Source organism: Actinoplanes sp. NPDC026670 (assembly GCF_040638175.1).
Taxonomy (GTDB): Bacteria; Actinomycetota; Actinomycetes; order Mycobacteriales; family Micromonosporaceae; genus Actinoplanes.
Genome location: NZ_JBEZXU010000042.1, coordinates 23,922 through 39,511, shown reverse-complemented (window position 1 = coordinate 39,511; position 15,590 = coordinate 23,922). Strand labels below are relative to the sequence as shown.

The 15,590-nt window shown below is 71.4% G+C and carries 9 protein-coding genes; 4 read left to right on the top strand and 5 right to left on the bottom strand.

What is annotated here, in order from left to right; genetic code table 11:
* The first annotated feature begins 32 nt into the window (after positions 1-32).
* Both AB0E94_RS33610 and AB0E94_RS33605 read left to right on the top strand, forming a co-directional pair.
* Positions 33-1,943, top strand: coding sequence for an amylo-alpha-1,6-glucosidase (locus AB0E94_RS33610; protein WP_360334807.1), 1,911 nt, complete (start codon positions 33-35; stop codon positions 1,941-1,943).
* Positions 1,944-2,001: 58 nt separating this feature from the next.
* Positions 2,002-3,789 carry a GGDEF domain-containing protein gene (locus AB0E94_RS33605; protein ID WP_360334804.1) on the top strand — a complete coding sequence of 596 codons (1,788 nt, stop codon included), beginning with the start codon at positions 2,002-2,004 and terminating at the stop codon, positions 3,787-3,789.
* A 798-nt stretch (positions 3,790-4,587) separates the two neighbouring features.
* Here AB0E94_RS33605 and AB0E94_RS33600 read toward each other — a convergent pair.
* Positions 4,588-5,265, bottom strand: a complete 678-nt coding sequence (locus AB0E94_RS33600; RefSeq protein WP_360334801.1) for a response regulator transcription factor — start codon at positions 5,263-5,265, stop codon at positions 4,588-4,590.
* A complete protein-coding gene (locus AB0E94_RS33595) occupies positions 5,262-6,851 on the bottom strand; it encodes a sensor histidine kinase (RefSeq protein WP_360334798.1) in 1,590 nt (529 codons plus the stop codon). Before AB0E94_RS33595 ends, AB0E94_RS33600 begins: the two co-directional genes overlap by 4 nt.
* 365 nt (positions 6,852-7,216) lie before the next feature.
* Between AB0E94_RS33595 and AB0E94_RS33590 the strand changes: the two genes are divergently transcribed.
* Together AB0E94_RS33590 and AB0E94_RS33585 are read left to right on the top strand one after the other, a co-directional pair.
* The gene (locus tag AB0E94_RS33590) at positions 7,217-7,645 is read left to right on the top strand and encodes a DUF1707 domain-containing protein (RefSeq protein ID WP_360334795.1); all 429 of its coding nucleotides are present in this window, start codon (positions 7,217-7,219) and stop codon (positions 7,643-7,645) included.
* 110 nt (positions 7,646-7,755) lie between these two features.
* Positions 7,756-8,577, top strand: a complete 822-nt coding sequence (locus AB0E94_RS33585) for a metal-dependent hydrolase (protein ID WP_360334792.1) — start codon at positions 7,756-7,758, stop codon at positions 8,575-8,577.
* A gap of 152 nt (positions 8,578-8,729) precedes the next feature.
* Here the strand turns inward: AB0E94_RS33585 and AB0E94_RS33580 are convergent, their stop codons facing one another.
* The 3 genes from AB0E94_RS33580 to AB0E94_RS33570 all read right to left on the bottom strand — a co-directional run bounded on the left by AB0E94_RS33580 (position 8,730) and on the right by AB0E94_RS33570 (position 15,553).
* Positions 8,730-10,025: a HEAT repeat domain-containing protein gene (locus AB0E94_RS33580; RefSeq protein ID WP_360334789.1), complete on the bottom strand. Its 1,296-nt coding sequence runs from the start codon at positions 10,023-10,025 to the stop codon at positions 8,730-8,732.
* A gap of 168 nt (positions 10,026-10,193) precedes the next feature.
* Positions 10,194-13,793, bottom strand: coding sequence for a methionine synthase (gene metH, locus AB0E94_RS33575; protein ID WP_360334786.1), 3,600 nt, complete (start codon positions 13,791-13,793; stop codon positions 10,194-10,196).
* Positions 13,794-13,915: 122 nt separating this feature from the next.
* On the bottom strand, positions 13,916-15,553 hold the full coding sequence (locus AB0E94_RS33570; protein ID WP_360334783.1) for a bifunctional 3'-5' exonuclease/DNA polymerase: 1,638 nt from the start codon (positions 15,551-15,553) through the stop codon (positions 13,916-13,918).
* Between the last annotated feature and the right edge of the window lie 37 nt (positions 15,554-15,590).

Genomic DNA, 15,590 nt, shown 5'->3' with positions numbered 1-15,590 from the left:
GTGTAAGGCTCCGCGCGATTAGGGGTTTCTCCGTGTCCACGGTCCACCCGATCACTTTCGGTCCTCAGGTCTGCGCCCGCCTCAACGAGGGCGCCACACGGGAGTGGTTGGTACCCGATGGGGTCGGCGGCTATGCCATGGGAACGGTCAGCGGCCTGCGAACCCGCCGCTATCACGGCCTGCTGGTGGTGGCCGGGGACACACCGGCCTCCCGGAGAATGGGACTCGCCTCCCTCGATCCGGTCGTCACCCTGCCGTCCGGCGCGGTCGTCCGGCTCGCCGTGCACGAGTGGGCGGACGGCGCGATCGCCCCGGCCGGGCACCGGCTGCTGGCCGGCTTCACGCTGATCGACGGGGTGCCCCGGTGGCGGTGGCGGCTCGGCGGGGTGGTCATCGAACGGGAGATCGCCGCCGTGCACGGCCGGCCCGCGATCGCGATCACCCACCGGCTGGTCGCCGGCGGCCCGGTCCGGCTCACCCTGGAAGCCCTCTGCACCTGGCGGGACGCGCACGGCGAACGGACCGCGGACGGCCCGCCTCCGGCGGTCGCCGCGACAGCCGACGGCTGCGTGGTCGAGGACGCCTACCGTCTCAGCGGGCCCGGCTTCACCCCGCGCGGCGAATGGTTCCGCGACGTCCGTCACCGGACCGAGGACGAGCGAGGCCTCAATTCGACCGAGGACCTGTGGTACGCGGGAAGCTTCCACGCCGAACTACGCCGTCCCGGAGAGATCGCCGAGGTGTCCGCGTGGGCCGGCGAGCTGGACGATCAGCCACCACCGGCGGGCACGGCCGTGACCGCCGCCCGCGCCCGGAACCGGGCCGTCGTCGCGGCCGCCGAACCCGCCGACGGGACACAGGCGACACTGGCGCTGGCCGCCGACGCGTTCGTGGTGCACACCTCGAACGGGCCGGACGTGGTGGCCGGGTACCCGTGGTTCGGGTCGTGGTCCCGGGACACGATGATCAGCTACGAGGGGCTGTTCCTGGCCACGAACCGGGCCGAACAGGGACGCGACCTGCTGCGCGCCTACGCCGGCACGCTCTCCGAGGGGATGCTCGCGAACACCGCGGACACCGGCAAGGTCGAGTACAACACCGTCGACGGCACGCTCTGGTTCCTGCACGCGATCGGGCGGCATGTCGCACAGACCGGCGACGACGACCTGGCCGCCGAGATGCTGCCGCTGCTGCGCGACGTGGTCACCTACCACCTGTCCGGCACCAGGTTCGGGATCCGCGCCGACCCGGCCGACGGGCTGCTCCGCGCGGGCGCCCCCGGGCACGCCCTGACCTGGATGGACGCCCGCGTCGACGGGGTTCCGGTGACCGCCCGCACGGGCAAGCCGGTCGAGGTCAACGCGCTGTGGATCAACGGGCTGGCGACCGTGCTGGAGCTGTCCGCCCGTACCGGGATCCCGCCCGGCCCGGCCGAACGCGCCTGCCCGCAGGCCCGGGAGGGGTTCAGCCGGCACTATCCGGCGCCCGGCGGCCTGCTGCACGACGTGGTCGGCGGCGCCGGCGAGGATCCGGTGCTGCGCCCCAACCAGCTGCTGGCCTGGTCGCTGCCGCACGCCCCGGCCCGCCCGGACCACGCCGCCCTCGACCGGCTCGGCGCGGCGCTGCTCACCCCGCTCGGGCCGCGCAGCCTGGCGCCGGGTGAACTCGGGTACACCGGCCGGCACCGTGGCGCCCCGGGCGAGCGGGACTCCGCGTACCACACCGGAACCGTCTGGCCGTGGCTGACCGGGCCCTGGGTGACCGCGCTGCACCGGGTCGGCGCGAGCGGCGCCGACGTGCTCGCCGACATCGAGGGCCACCTGTCCGAGCACGGCCTCGGCTCGATCTCGGAGACCGCCGACGGCGACCCGCCGCACCGGGCCACCGGCTGCCCGTTCCAGGCCTGGTCGGTGGCCGAGCACCTGCGCGCCCGGCGGCTCTGACACCTGCGGGTCAGCCGATCGCACCCGTACCGCACCCGACTCCGGGGATGCTCCACTGATGGGACGTGATCGGTGGACCGGGGTCGCGTGGCTCGTGGTGCTGGCGGGCTGCGTGGTGCTGCGTGTCCTCCTCGGCACGTCCGAGTCGGAGTACCTGCTGACCGTGGCGCCGTACATGGTGATCAGCGTGGCGACGCCGCTCGTGATCCTCTACGGCACGATCCGGCACCGGCCGCCGCACCGGGCCGGCTGGTTCCTGCTGGCCGCCGCCCAGTTGCTGTACGCCGTCGCGGACGGCCTGAGCGTGGCCGACGACTACCTGTCCGGCGAGTTCCTCGAACCCACCCCGGCCGACATCGTCTACTTCGCCTACTACCTGCTGTTCGCGGCCGCCGTGCTGATCTTCATCCGGCGCCGCACCCCCGGCTGGGACGGGCCGAGCGCCATCGACGCGCTGGTCATCGCGATCAGCGCCGGGCTGCTCAGCTGGATCTACATCCTCCAGCCACTGACCTCCGACTCGGAGCTGCCGCTCAATGCGAAGCTCACCCAGTCGGCGTACCCGATGCTGGATCTGATGCTGTTGATCCTCGCGGTCCGTCTCGTGATGGGTGCCGGAACCCGCGGCCCGGTCCTGTACCTGCTGCTCACCAGCATGGCGCTGATGCTCGGCGTGGACACCGCCTACCTGGCCACGGCGATCGCCGACGGCGGGGCGGTCACCGACGCCTACCTCGACGCCGTGTGGATGCTCTCGCTGGGCCTGCTCGGCCTGGCCGGCCTGCACCCGGGCATCAGACATTTCGACAGGCGCACCGCCACCGCCCTGCCCGACGCGTCACCGTCCCGGCTCGGCGCCCTCGCGGTGGCGGTGCTGATGGCGCCGGGCGTCCAGTTCATCGAATGGCTGCGCGGCGAGCCACCCAGCGTGCCGCTGATCAGCGGCGCCTGCGCGGTCATGTTCCTGCTGGTCCTGGCCAGGATGTCGGGCCTGGTCGCGGCCCAGCGCCGGGCCGCCGTCACGGACGGCCTGACCGGCTTGCGCACCCGCCGCTTCTTCGCCGAGGCGCTCGCCACCGAATGCCGCCGCGCCTTGCGGACCGGCCACGGCCTGGGCTTGCTGATCATCGACGTCGATCACTTCAAAAAGATCAACGATGGGTACGGCCACCCGGCCGGCGACCAGGTCCTGCGTGAGGTGGCCCGCCGCTTGACGTCCGCGGTCCGGGCGGGCGCGGTGGTGGCCCGATACGGCGGCGAGGAGTTCGTGGTGCTGGCCCCGCACACGGCCCCCACCGACCTGTTCGCCATGGCCGAACGCCTCCGCTCCGAGGTGGCCGACCTCCCCATCGACATCGGCGGCGACCTGCTCTCGGTAACCGTCTCGGTAGGCGCCGCCACCACCATCCCCGCCCCCACCATGGCCACCCCCATCCCCACCACCCCCATGGCCACCACCACCCCTGCCACTCCAATGGCCGCCACCACCCCCATGGCCGCCACCACCCCGACCGGCCCTCTTCCCCCCACAGCCACCCCGCCCACCACCAAAGCCACCCCGCCCACCACCACCGGCTCCGCCTCCACAGCCACAGCCGCCGCCACAGCCCCCACAGCCCCAGCCCCCACAGCCCCAGCCCTCGCAGCCGCTGCCACCAGCACCTCCACAGCCGCAGCCGCCGCCAGCGCCTCCCCCACGAGCGCCGGAGCTTCCTCGTCGGCCGCCCCCACCGGAGCCGTCTGCACCGAACCGGAGTCCCTGATCCGGGCCGCCGACCAGGCCCTATATGCGGCGAAGGCAGCCGGCCGCAACCGCTCCATCCTGGCCGGCACCACCACCCCCTGAAGCCGACCCGACCCGCACCCGCTGTCTGGAGCACCTTTCGGCGTCAGGGCCTGCCAGCCCGATCACGCCAAAGACCACGAGCCGTCGCTCAGCACCTGAATGCACACGCCTTTACCACGCCAGGCGACGGCCGAGACCAAAGCGCACGGCCCCACCTAGCCGGGCAACGACCGACACCGCCAGCCGTCGCTGACCACTGGAATACGCACGGCAATACCGTGCTGAGCGACGGCCAGCGGCACGAGCCATCGCCGCCGGGCTGGGTCACGGGCCGTCGCCGCCGGGCTGGTGAGGTCGCGGGTGGACAACGTCGATGAGGAAGACACGCCGGCCGGACAAGGTCCGGCGGGTCGAACGGTGATAGGCGCACACGTTGGCGCTGTGCGTGCTCCTGTCGTCGCCCCGGCATGGATGAACGCCCACGATCGGCCGAACGTATGCGCTCGCCCTCGCTCCGACGATCACAAAAGCCCACGATCAGCGACTGTGTGCGCTGATCGACGCTGCCGACGCCGGACATGCCCCTCGAGCTTCGTCGTTTCGGGGCACGGCTTTGCGGGGCTGGCCGCATCCGAAGTGAAGCTTGCATCGTGACTGGTCAAGAATTGACCCAAGAAACTCCGGCGCGATCAACAAGAACCGGCGTGACCGGGACGGGCGGGCGCAGATCTCGACTCCGCATGCTCTCCAACAGGCTCCGAAGTAACGGAAGGCACCCCCAGGACCGGTGGAGGCTCACCGCCGCTCAATCAGTGCCTCACCGATTCCACCAGGGTGGCAGGTCGAATGCTGCGTTGATCAACCTAGCCAGCCTGGGCGGATCAGGCCCGCCTCGTAGGCGTAGACGACCAGTTGGGCCCGGTCTCGAGCGCCTAGTTTGATCATCGTGCGGCTCACGTGGGTCTTCGCGGTGGCGGGGCTGATCACCAGGCGGGCGGCGATCTCGTCGTTGGACAGGCCCTCGGCCACGAGTGCCAGGACTTCGCGTTCCCGGTCGGTGAGCTGGTCCAGGTCGCGGGGTGGTTCGGGTGGGCGGCCGTGTGCGACGGCCTCGGCCGTGAACGAACCGATCACCCGCCGGGTCACGCTCGGCGACAGCAGCCCGTCGCCTGCGGCCACCGCCCGCACTCCGCGCAGCAGGTCCACCGGCTCGGTGTCCTTCACCAGGAACCCGGAAGCCCCGGTCCGCAACGCCTCGAACACGTATTCGTCCAGCTCGAACGTGGTGAGGATGACCACCCGGGTGGCGGCCAGATCCGGGTCGGCGACGATCCTGCGGGTCGCCTCCAGCCCGTCCACGCCGGGCATCCGGATGTCCATCAGCACCACATCCGGCCGGGTGGCCCGGACCACCTCGACCGCACGCAGGCCGTCAGCTGCCTCGCCGACCACCTCGATGCCCGGTTCCGCGTCGAGCAGCGCCCGGAAGCCGGCCCGGACCAGCGCCTGATCATCCGCCAGCACCACCGAGATCATCCGGCCTCCCCCGTCCGCCCGGTCCCCGGCCCCACACTCCCACCCACCGGAGCCGACCCGGAATCAGGGGCGGGAGAAAGGCGGGGTGCGAAAGCCGATCCTGACCCGGAACCGGCAGCGGAAGAACGGAAGGGGCCGGAAGCCGATCCAGATCCGGAATCAAGGGCGGGAGAAACGGTGAGTGCGGAAGCCGATCCAGACCCGGAACCGGCAGCGGAAGGAGGGAAGGACCCGGAAGCTGATCCTGGCCTCGACTCGGCGGCGGGCGCAGGGAAGGGGACGGCAGGCGATTCACGCCCGGAGGCAGGGGTGGGAGACGGGGTGGGTGTGGAAGGGAGCGTGGGGGTGCGGACGGCAGGGATCGGCGGGATGGGGAGGACTGCGGTCACCTGGTAGCCGGTGGTCTCGCTCTCCAGCGGGCCGGCGGTGAAGGAGCCACCCAGGCTTTCGGCTCGGGCTCGCATTCCGGTCAGGCCGCTCGAGCCCTCCGCGGGCGGGACGTCGCTGCGGGCGCCGGTGTTCGTGATGGACAGGTGCAGGGCGGCCGGGGTGTGCCTGATCTCGACGAACGCGGCCGGGGCCGGGCCCGCGTGCTTGCGGACGTTCGTCAGGGACTCCTGGACTATCCGGTAGGCGGCGCGGTCGACCTCGGCGGGCAGGTCGCGGGGCTCGCCGAGGATCTCGGTCCGGACCGGGAAACCGGCGTCCGCGGTCAGGTCGCTCAAGCGGCTCAGGCCCAGCGCGGGCTGGCGGGGCGCCGCCTCCCCCTCGGTCCGCAGGACGCCCAGCACGGAACGCACCTCACGCAGTGCCTCCGCGCTCGCCGTCTTGATCGCGGACAGGGCCTCACGGGCCTGTTCCGGGCGGCTGTCCATCAGGTGCAGGCCCACTCCGGCCTGCACGTTGATCAGCGACAGGTGGTGGCCGAGCACGTCGTGCAACTCCCGGGCCATCCGCAACCTCTCCTCGGACGCCTGGCGGCGTTTCTGTTCGGCGCTGGCCCGCTCCTGCTCCTCGCGGGCGCTGGCCAGTGCGGCGAGCTGCTCGTGCCGGACCTTCGACACCGTGCCGGCCAGCACCGGCGCGCCCAGCCCGACCCCGGCGAGGACCGCCTCGCGCAGGCTGGGCGTGACCCCGGCGGGCAGGCCGAGCGGGCCGGCCAGGACCACGTCGAGCAGCAGGTAGAGCATCCAGGCGACCGCCGCGCCGATCGCCGCCTCGGTCCGCCGGCCGGACTTGGCCAGCGCGAACAGGGCCAGGGCGGGGGCCACCGCATACATCCAGTAGGGATCGGCGTGGGTGGCGAACAGGAGCGAGGCAGCCGCGGCGATCACGAAGACAGCGAGCGGGGCCCGGCGTTTCCAGAACAGCGTGACCGGGCCGGCGATCAGCAACAGGTAATACAGCACCGGCGACGTGAGGTGGACCCCGCCGCGGTCGGCGAGATCATTCGACCCGGCGAGGTGGAAGATCGAGGCGGCGATCACCGCGCCGGGCGGCCAGCCGTTGTGCCCGCTGCGCCGCGAGCGACGCCACGGCGGCCCGGACGTCGCGAACGGCTCCGCCTCGTCACACGGCTCCGGCACGGACCGCCGCCACGGCTGCCCGGCCGGCCAGGAAGAGGAACGCCGGGAATGGGGGTGCCGCGGATGGGAATGCCGGGATGAGGGACGCCAGTGCCACGCCGGGTCACCGGACGCCCACCACCAGCCAACATTCCTCATGAGCCGAACCTACGTCAGCCGCCCCGGCCCCGGCATCGGCCCGTGGGCGGGCATCGCAAGTACTCCCCTGGTGTCACATCGGCATCCCCGCGTACTCCTCCGGGCGTACCAGAAAGATCAAAAACGGCGCGGAATGCGCTGGAAGGATGCCTCCCCGGGCCGACGCCGGCGGCCGTTGACCGGCCGATGCTGGAGCGGTACCCGAGAGAACCGTCGAAGGAGATGCCATGCAAACCCAGGGACCTGCCCGGCTGCGGACGTCCGACGCGGAACGGGAGGAGACCGCCGAGATCCTGCGGGCGGCCATGGCCGAAGGCCGGCTCGACCTGTCCGAGGGCGAGGAGAGGCTGGCCATCGCGTACGCCTCCAAGTTCCGTGACGAGCTGGCGCCGCTCACCGCCGACCTGCCGTTCGGGGGCCGCCAGGCATTGGCCCGCACCCCGGCGCGGCGGGCTGCGACACGCCGTTCGCTGAGCCGTCACGCGAGCTTCATCCTGATCATCGCGGGCGTCCTCACCGGAGTGTGGATGCTGTCCAACTCCACGTTCTTCTGGCCCGTCATCCCGCTGGCGTTCCTGGTGATGGGCCTGTTCAAGCACGCGCGTTACGGCCGCTGGCGCCCTGAGTACACGTTCGGCCACCACCACCGGCACTGATCGCCGCTGTCGGGTGGCCGACCCCACGCGCGACACGCCAACCGGATCGTTGATCTTCTCCGTTCTCTCTGCCACAGTGGCCGAGTTTTGTTCGGGGAGGGACAACGCACATGATGGGTCCGTCGCACGCGCTATCCGGCGCGGCCGCCTGGCTGGCAGGCAGTTGGGCGCTCGACCAGTTCGCCAACATCAGTCAGTCGCCGTTGGAGGTGGCGGTCGGCACGGCGATCTGTGCCGGCGGCGCGCTCCTGCCCGACCTGGACATGTCCGGCAAGGTCACCCGCAACCAGGGTGGCGCGACGGTGGCCCGCACGTTCGGTGTGGCGTCGCTGTTCGTGGCCGAGGTGGTGGAGAAGTTCTCGCTCGGCGTCTACACGGCGACGAAGCTGAAGCGAGACCCGCGCCGTGACAACGGGCACCGCACGTTCACCCACACGCTGCCGTTCTGCGCGCTGCTCGCCTGGGGCACGACCGCGCTGGCCGACAAGTACGGCTACTGGGCGGTCATCGGGATCGTCTTCTTCATGAGTGGTCTCGCGCTGCGCGGCCTGTTCGACGACTGGGCCGAGCGGGCCGGCTGGGTGATCGTGACCCTGGCTTCGGCGGCGATCGCCTGGTTCACCGCCGCCAACCTGCCCAGCGGCCGCGGTTATCCGCTGTTGGGACTGGCGGTCGGGGTGGGCTGTTTCGTGCACATTCTGGGCGACATGATCACCAAGAACGGCGTGCCGATCCTCTGGCCGATCCCGATCAAGCGCCGCATGTGGATGATGGTCGGCATTCCGAACAGCATGGCCGTGAAAGTCGGCGGCAAGGTCGAGGTGGTCATCCTGCGCACCGCCTTCACGGTCATCTCGCTGCTGTCGATCGCCGGACTGTTCATCCCGAGCGTCCTGGAGCGCTTCAACCTGGACGTCTGGGCCAGCAAGTAGGCCGACGGCCGCCGCCGGCGCAGGCCGATCGGCAGCCGATCCGCCGGTGTGAGCCGGTCGGCGGGGCGGTGGCGCCGCACGGACTTCGCGGGCGATCACCTCTACCGGTTCTGGACCGCCCCGGGCCGGTGACGCCTTCGATGCCTCCGGCGTCAGCGCAGCTTGGCAAGGGTCGTCACAGCGGCCTCCCGCACGAACCCGCTCGGGTCCGAGACGAGCACGTTCAAAACCTTCCGCGGGTACGGGTGAAGGTGCGCCACAGTTCCCACGACGCGATGGCGGACGGTCACGTCCGCATCCGTCGCCAGCCCGTCGACGAGCGAGCTCCACCGCCCAGTGATGTCACCGACGGTGGCCAGCCCACTGAGCACGGCCGCCCGCACCGACGCGTCCGGGTCCGCGGCCAGTCCCCGGATCACCGGTTCGGCCCGAGGGTCGTCGTCGACCACGTACGCAAGCCCCTTCGCGGCACGAACCCGCTGTCGCGGATCCGCGGCGACCGCCTCGCTCAGCAGCACGCCGACGGCCGGATCACCGCCGATCGCCCCGAGGGCCTCTCCGGCCCGCCCGCGGACCCGCTCGTCCTCGTCCCGCAGGAACACCCCGAGCGCAGCCAGCAGCACCGCCTCCCCAGAGCCACCTCCGCCCGCCACCGAACCAGAGCCACCTCCGGCCGCCACCGAACCAGAGCCACGTTCGCCGGCCACCGAACCGGGGCCGCCCCTTACCGACGCCGAACCGGTGCGACCTCCTGACGCCGCACCGATCCGGCCCAGAGCGTAGGCGGCCCGGGCACGGACCCGCGGATCCGAATCGGCGGTGAGAGTTGCGAGCGGCCCGACGCTCTCGGGCCGGAGTGCCTCTCCGAGCCGGCTGACCGCGGCGAGACGAACCGCGCCATCGGTGTCCCGGAGTGCGCCGGTGAGCAGCTGATATGCCCGATCGTCGGTACCCGGCTCGGGCACCGCCTCGACGGCCAGGACCCGGATCTCCGGTTCGGGCCGGGTGGCACAGGCGGCGAGCAGCGGGACGTCGGCGGCGGTCAGCACCGGCCCGATCCAGTCCAGCGCGACCCGGCACTGATCGACGGATCCGCCGGTCATCATGCCGAGCAGCGCCTCCCGAGCCGCCGGCCGCTCGGCCCGGAGCATCTGGTCGATCAGTTCCCGCAGGTGGTAGGGGGTGTCACCGAGATCCCGATCATCGGCCATCGTCAGGTCAGGCAGTGCGGCCGCCCCGGCTACGTCAGCGAGCAGCAGGCCGGTGACGTCCCGGCCGTCGTGGTCCTGCTCGTCCAGGAAACTCCCGAGCAGTTCCCGTAGCGCGTCGGCCAGCCGTCCAGCATTCCCGGCCACCACCCCGGTGATCCGTTCGACAGTCTCCGGCCCGGCGTCGACCTGCTCGGCGTGCTCCCGCAGGCGGCGCAGCACCTCCCGGTTCTCGATCACCGCCTCACCTTCACACACCCCCGCCACCCCGAACACCGGCTGGTCGTCACCGCTGTCTCAGAACGCTCCAGACAGCGGTGACGACCAGCCCGGGAAACCGGCGAGCGCCCAGGCGGAGAGCGACGGTGAGCGCGAACCCCGGAGCAGGCGCCCACCGGGCGCGACGTTTCAGTCGATCGAGTAGGCGAGGTTGGGGCGCAGCCAGCGCTCGGCCTCGGCGACCGGGACGCCACGGCGTACCGCATAGTCCTCGATCTGGTCCTTGGCGAGCCGTCCGACGGTGAAGTATTTCGCCTCCGGGTGGGCGAAGATCAGGCCGCTGACGGCGGCGGCCGGGGTCATCGCGTACGACTCGGTGAGGGCGACCCCGATGGCGGACGTGCCGAGCAGCTCGAACAGGTCGCGTTTCTCGCTGTGGTCGGGGCAGGCCGGGTAGCCGAGCGCCGGCCGGATGCCCCGGAACCGTTCGGCGTGCAGGTCGGCCAGCAGCGGCTGGGCGTCCGGCTCGAACCATTCACGGCGGGCCTTGAGGTGCAGGTATTCGGCGAACGCCTCGGCGAGACGGTCGGCCAGCGCCTTCACCATGATGGCCCGGTAGTCGTCGTGCTCGGCCTCATACTTGGCAGCCAGCTTGTCGGCGCCGTGGATGGCGACCGCGAACCCGCCCAGGTGGTCTCCGGAGGGGGCGATGTAGTCGGCGAGGCAGCGGTTGGCCCGCCCGGCCGGCTTCTCGGTCTGCTGGCGCAGCATCGGGAACGACGTCCCGTTGTCCAGCTTGATGTCGTCGCCGTCGGCGTGCGCCGGCCAGAAGCCGTACAGGCCACGGGCCTGGAACGACCCCTGCGCGATGATCTGGTCGAGCAGCGTGTTGGCGTCGTCGAACAGCTCCCGCGCGACCGGCTGTTCCAGGATGGCCGGGTACTTGCCCTTGAGCTCCCAGGCCAGGAACAGGAACTGCCAGTCGATCATGGAACGGAGCTCGGCGATGGTGGGTGCGACCTCCCGTACGCCGGTGAAGTCGGGTTTGGGAAGGTCCTCGAAGTTGATCTGCTCGCGGTTGGCGCGAGCCTGGGCGAGGGTGAGCAGCGGCTTGGAGTGGCGCTGCTCGTGCTGCTCGCGGAGGCGCTGCTGCTCGTCGCGGTTGGCCTCGTCGAGCTTGACCGCGCGCTCCGGATCGAGCAGGTCGGACACCACGCCGACCACCCGGGACGCGTCGAGCACGTGCACCGTCGATCCGTCGTAGGCGGGCGCGATCCGGACCGCCGTGTGCTGTTTCGACGTGGTCGCGCCGCCGATCAGCAGCGGCAGCTTGATCCCGCGGCGCTGCATCTCGGCGCCGACCGCGACCATCTCGTCCAGCGACGGGGTGATCAGGCCGGACAGCCCGATCGCGTCGGCGCCCTCGGCGATCGCGGTCTCCAGGATCTTCGCGGTCGGCACCATCACGCCGAGGTCGATCACCTCGTAGTTGTTGCAGCCCAGGACCACGCCGACGATGTTCTTGCCGATGTCGTGGACGTCGCCCTTGACCGTGGCGAGGACCACCTTGCCCTGGCCGCGGGAGCCGGCCTCCTTCTCGTCCTCCATGAAGGGCAGCAGGTAGGCGACCGACCGCTTCATCACGCGGGCGCTCTTGACCACCTGGGGCAGGAACATCTTGCCGGAGCCGAACAGGTCGCCGACCACGCCCATGCCGGTCATCAGCGGGCCCTCGATGACGTCGAGCGGGCGCGGCAGTTTCAGCCGGGCCTCCTCGGTGTCGGCCTCGATGAAGTCGACGATGCCGTGCACCAGGGCGTGGCTGAGCCGCTCCTCGACCGGCGCCTCCCGCCACGACAGGTCGACCTCACGCTTGGCGCCCGAGCCGGTGACCGTGGAGGCGAAGGTGACCAGCCGGTCGGTGGCGTCCGGGCGCCGGTCGAAGATCACGTCCTCGACCAGCTCCAGCAGCTCGGCCGGAATGTCCTGGTAGACGGCGAGCTGGCCGGCGTTGACGATGCCCATGTCGAGCCCGGCCCGGACCGCGTGGAACAGGAACGCCGAGTGCATGGCTTCGCGCACGATGTCATTGCCGCGGAAGGCGAAGGACAAGTTCGAGATGCCACCGGAGGTACGGGCGCCCGGGCACCGTGCCTTGATCAGCGGGAGCGCGTCGATGAAGTTCTTCGCGTACCCGTTGTGCTCGGCGATGCCCGTCGCGACCGCGAGCACGTTCGGGTCGAAGATGATGTCGTTCGGGTCGAACCCGTCGGCCACCAGCAGGTCGTAGGCCCGCCCGCAGATCTCCACCTTGCGCTCGGTGGTGTCGGCCTGGCCCTGCTCGTCGAAGGCCATCACGACCGCGCCGGCGCCGAAGTCACGGATCCGCCGGGCGTGCTCGAGGAAGACCTCCTCGCCCTCCTTGAGGCTGATCGAGTTGACCACGCCCTTGCCCTGCACGCACTTGAGGCCGGCTTCGAGGACGCTCCACTTGGAGCTGTCGATCATGATCGGGATCCGGGCCACCTCGGGCTCGGTCGCGATCAGGTTGAGGAAGGTGACCATCGCCTGCTCGCTGTCGAGCAGATCGGCGTCCATGTTGACGTCGAGCAGGTTGGCGCCGCCGCGCACCTGCTCCAGGGCCACGTCGACGGCGGCCTGGTGGTCGTCGGCCTCGATGAGCCGGCGGAACTTGGCCGAACCGGTCACGTTGGTCCGCTCGCCGATCATCACGAACCCGGTGTCCGGGCCGATCTCGAACGGCTCCAGGCCACTGAACCGGGTGGTCGGGGCGGGCGGGGCGATCACCCGCGGCGCCGCGCCACGGACCGCGTCGGCGACCGCCGCGATGTGCGCCGGGCTGGTGCCGCAGCAGCCGCCGACCAGGTTGACCAGGCCGTCCGCGGCGAACCCGCGGAGCAGCTCACCGGTCTCGGCCGGGGTCTGGTCGTAACCGCCGAACGCGTTCGGCAGACCCGCGTTCGGGTGCGAGGCCACGTAGACGTTCGACAGGCGGGCCAGGTCGGCCACGTGCGGGCGCATCTCGGTCGCGCCGAGCGAACAGTTGACCCCGACGACCAGCGGCTCGGCCCGCTCGATGGACCGCCAGAACGCCTCCACGGTCTGACCCGAGAGGGTACGCCCGGACAGGTCCACGATCGTCACGGAGATCCACAGCGGGATCTCCGGCGCCACCTCACGGGCCGCCGCGATCGCCGCCTTCGCGTTCAGCGTGTCGAAGATCGTCTCGATCAGGAACAGGTCGACGCCGCCCTCGGCCAGCGCCGACATCTGCTCCGCGTAGGTCGCCTTGACCTGGTCGAAGGTGACCGCACGGAACGCCGGGTCCTCGACCTTCGGCGACAGCGACAGGGTGACGTTGAGCGGGCCGACCGAACCGGCCACGAACCGGGGCCGCCCGTCACGGGCCTGAGCCTCGTCGGCGGCCTGCCGGGCCAGCCGGGCGCCCTGCACGTTCATGTCCCGGACCAGGTGCTCCAGCCCGTAGTCGGCCTGGGCGATGCTGGTCGCGGTGAAGGTGTTGGTGGTGGTGATGTCGGCGCCGGCCGCCAGATACTGACGGTGGACGTCGAGGATGACGTCGGGCCGGGTCAGGATGAGCAGGTCAGGGTCACCCGTGACGTCTTTCGGGTGGTCCGCCGGGATCAGCTCGTTGCGGTAGTCCGCCGGGGAGAGCTTGGCGCCCTGGAGCATCGTGCCCCACGCGCCGTCCAGCACCAGAATCCGCTCGGCGAGCAGCTCGCGCAGCTGAGTGACGGTCTGAGTCAACGCCAACACCTCCGATAGTGAGTCGGAGGCGCCCTTGTTTCGGGTGGTTCACCGGTCGAGCGTGACGGGTGTCGGGCCCGCTGCAGCGCCTCTCGGCCGGACCGTCAACGATACCGACTCTTTCATTTGGCGTCGGCGTAGGCACCAACCACTGAGACGTCCAGAGGAAAACGCACCGTGGTGTCGCCGAACAGCAACCGGCCCGCCGATAGCGCGCTCTCCCGGACCGCCTCCGCCACCGATTCGGCCTGGTCCGCCGGACAGTGCACCACCACCTCGTCGTGCACGAACAGGACGAGTTCCGCTTCGGTGCCGGCCAGGCTGGTCCGCAACGTGGCCAGCAGAACCAGCGCCCACTCGGCGGCTGTGGCCTGGATCACGAAGTTGCGGGTGAAGCGGCCCCGGGCCCGGCCCGGCGGGGGCGCCACCTCGTCCGGCGGGTCCAACCCGGCGTCTCGCCACGCGCCGGACGCCGGCGGGCAGGTGCGGCCCAGCCAGGAACGGACCAGGCCACCCGCCTCACCGGTCCGGGCGGCGGCCTCCACATACTCGAACGCCGTCGGATAGTGCCGCCGCAGCACCGCCAGAGCCGGGATGGCGTCGCCGCCGGTCTGCCCATACATGGCGCCGAGCAGGGCGATCTTGGCCTTGGCCCGGTCACCGTCGAACGAGTCGGTGGCCAGCGCCGCATACAGATCGCCGGCCGCCGCCGCTTTCGCCAGCCGCCCGTCACCGGAGACCGCGGCCAGCACCCGTGGCTCCAGCTGACCGGCGTCGGCCACCACGAACCGCCAGCCCGGATCGGCGATCACCGCCCGGCGGACCACCTTGGGCACCTGCAGAGCGCCGCCGCCCCGGGTCGCCCAGCGGCCGGACACCACGCCACCCGCCACATACTCCGGGCGGAAACGGCCGTCCCGCACCCAGGCGTCGCACCAGGCCCAGCCGTGCGCCGTCCAGATCCGGTACAGCTCCTTGAACTCCAGCAGCGGGGCCACCGCCGGATGGTCGACCTGGCGCAGCACCCAGCGCCTGGTGTTGGGGATCTCGATGCCGGCCCGGTGGAACGCCTTCACCACCTCGGCCGGCAGATCCGGGTGCAGGCCGTGGGTGCCGAACGCGGCGTTGATCTCGGCGGTCAGCTCGGCCAGACGGCGGGGCGGGCCCATCGGCTGCGGCGGGCCGAGCAGCTCACGCAGCAGCTCGTCGTGCACATCAGGACGCCAGGGCAGGCCGGTGCGCCCCATCTCGGCGGCGATCAGGGCGCCTGCCGACTCGGCGGCCACCAGCATCCGGAAACGGCCGGGATGGACGGTCTCGGCTATCCGGCGAGCCTGCTCCTCGTACACCTCGATCAGGTCTTTGACCTCGGGATGATCGGCCGGGACCGCATCGAAGAGGGCGACCTGCGCGAAACCGGGCGGCTCGGCATCCGGCCGTGGCCGGTCCGGAGGGACCGGCAGGCCGCGCAGGCGGGCGACGGCGGCGGCCAGACCGCGTGGCTCGCCCCACCGGCCGGCATGGCCGGACAGCAGCGCCTCGGTGAGCTCCAGATCGTGGCAGCGGGCCACCCGGGCCCCGGCCCGCAGCAGGGGTGGGTAGATACCGGCGGTCGAGGCCCAGAGCCAGCGTGGCTGCTCGGCGGCCTCCAGCCGGGTGATCTCGGCGGCCAGGTCGGGAACGTGCCACAGCTCCCCCGAAACGGCGCGACCCAGACGGCCACCAGGGCCGTCCGGGTCGGGCACCACAGCTATCAGCACCGGGCCATTGTCACCCGGGGGTATGACAAGTTCTGCG

Bases quoted from the DNA above. Each gene is read 5' to 3' on its own strand.
- AB0E94_RS33605 (WP_360334804.1), top strand. From the start codon at position 2,002: ATGGGACGTGATCGGTGGACCGGGGTCGCGTGGCTCGTGGTGCTGGCG.
- AB0E94_RS33600 (WP_360334801.1), bottom strand. From the start codon at position 5,265: ATGATCTCGGTGGTGCTGGCGGATGATCAGGCGCTGGTCCGGGCCGGC.
- AB0E94_RS33590 (WP_360334795.1), top strand. From the start codon at position 7,217: ATGCAAACCCAGGGACCTGCCCGGCTGCGGACGTCCGACGCGGAACGG.
- AB0E94_RS33585 (WP_360334792.1), top strand. From the start codon at position 7,756: ATGATGGGTCCGTCGCACGCGCTATCCGGCGCGGCCGCCTGGCTGGCA.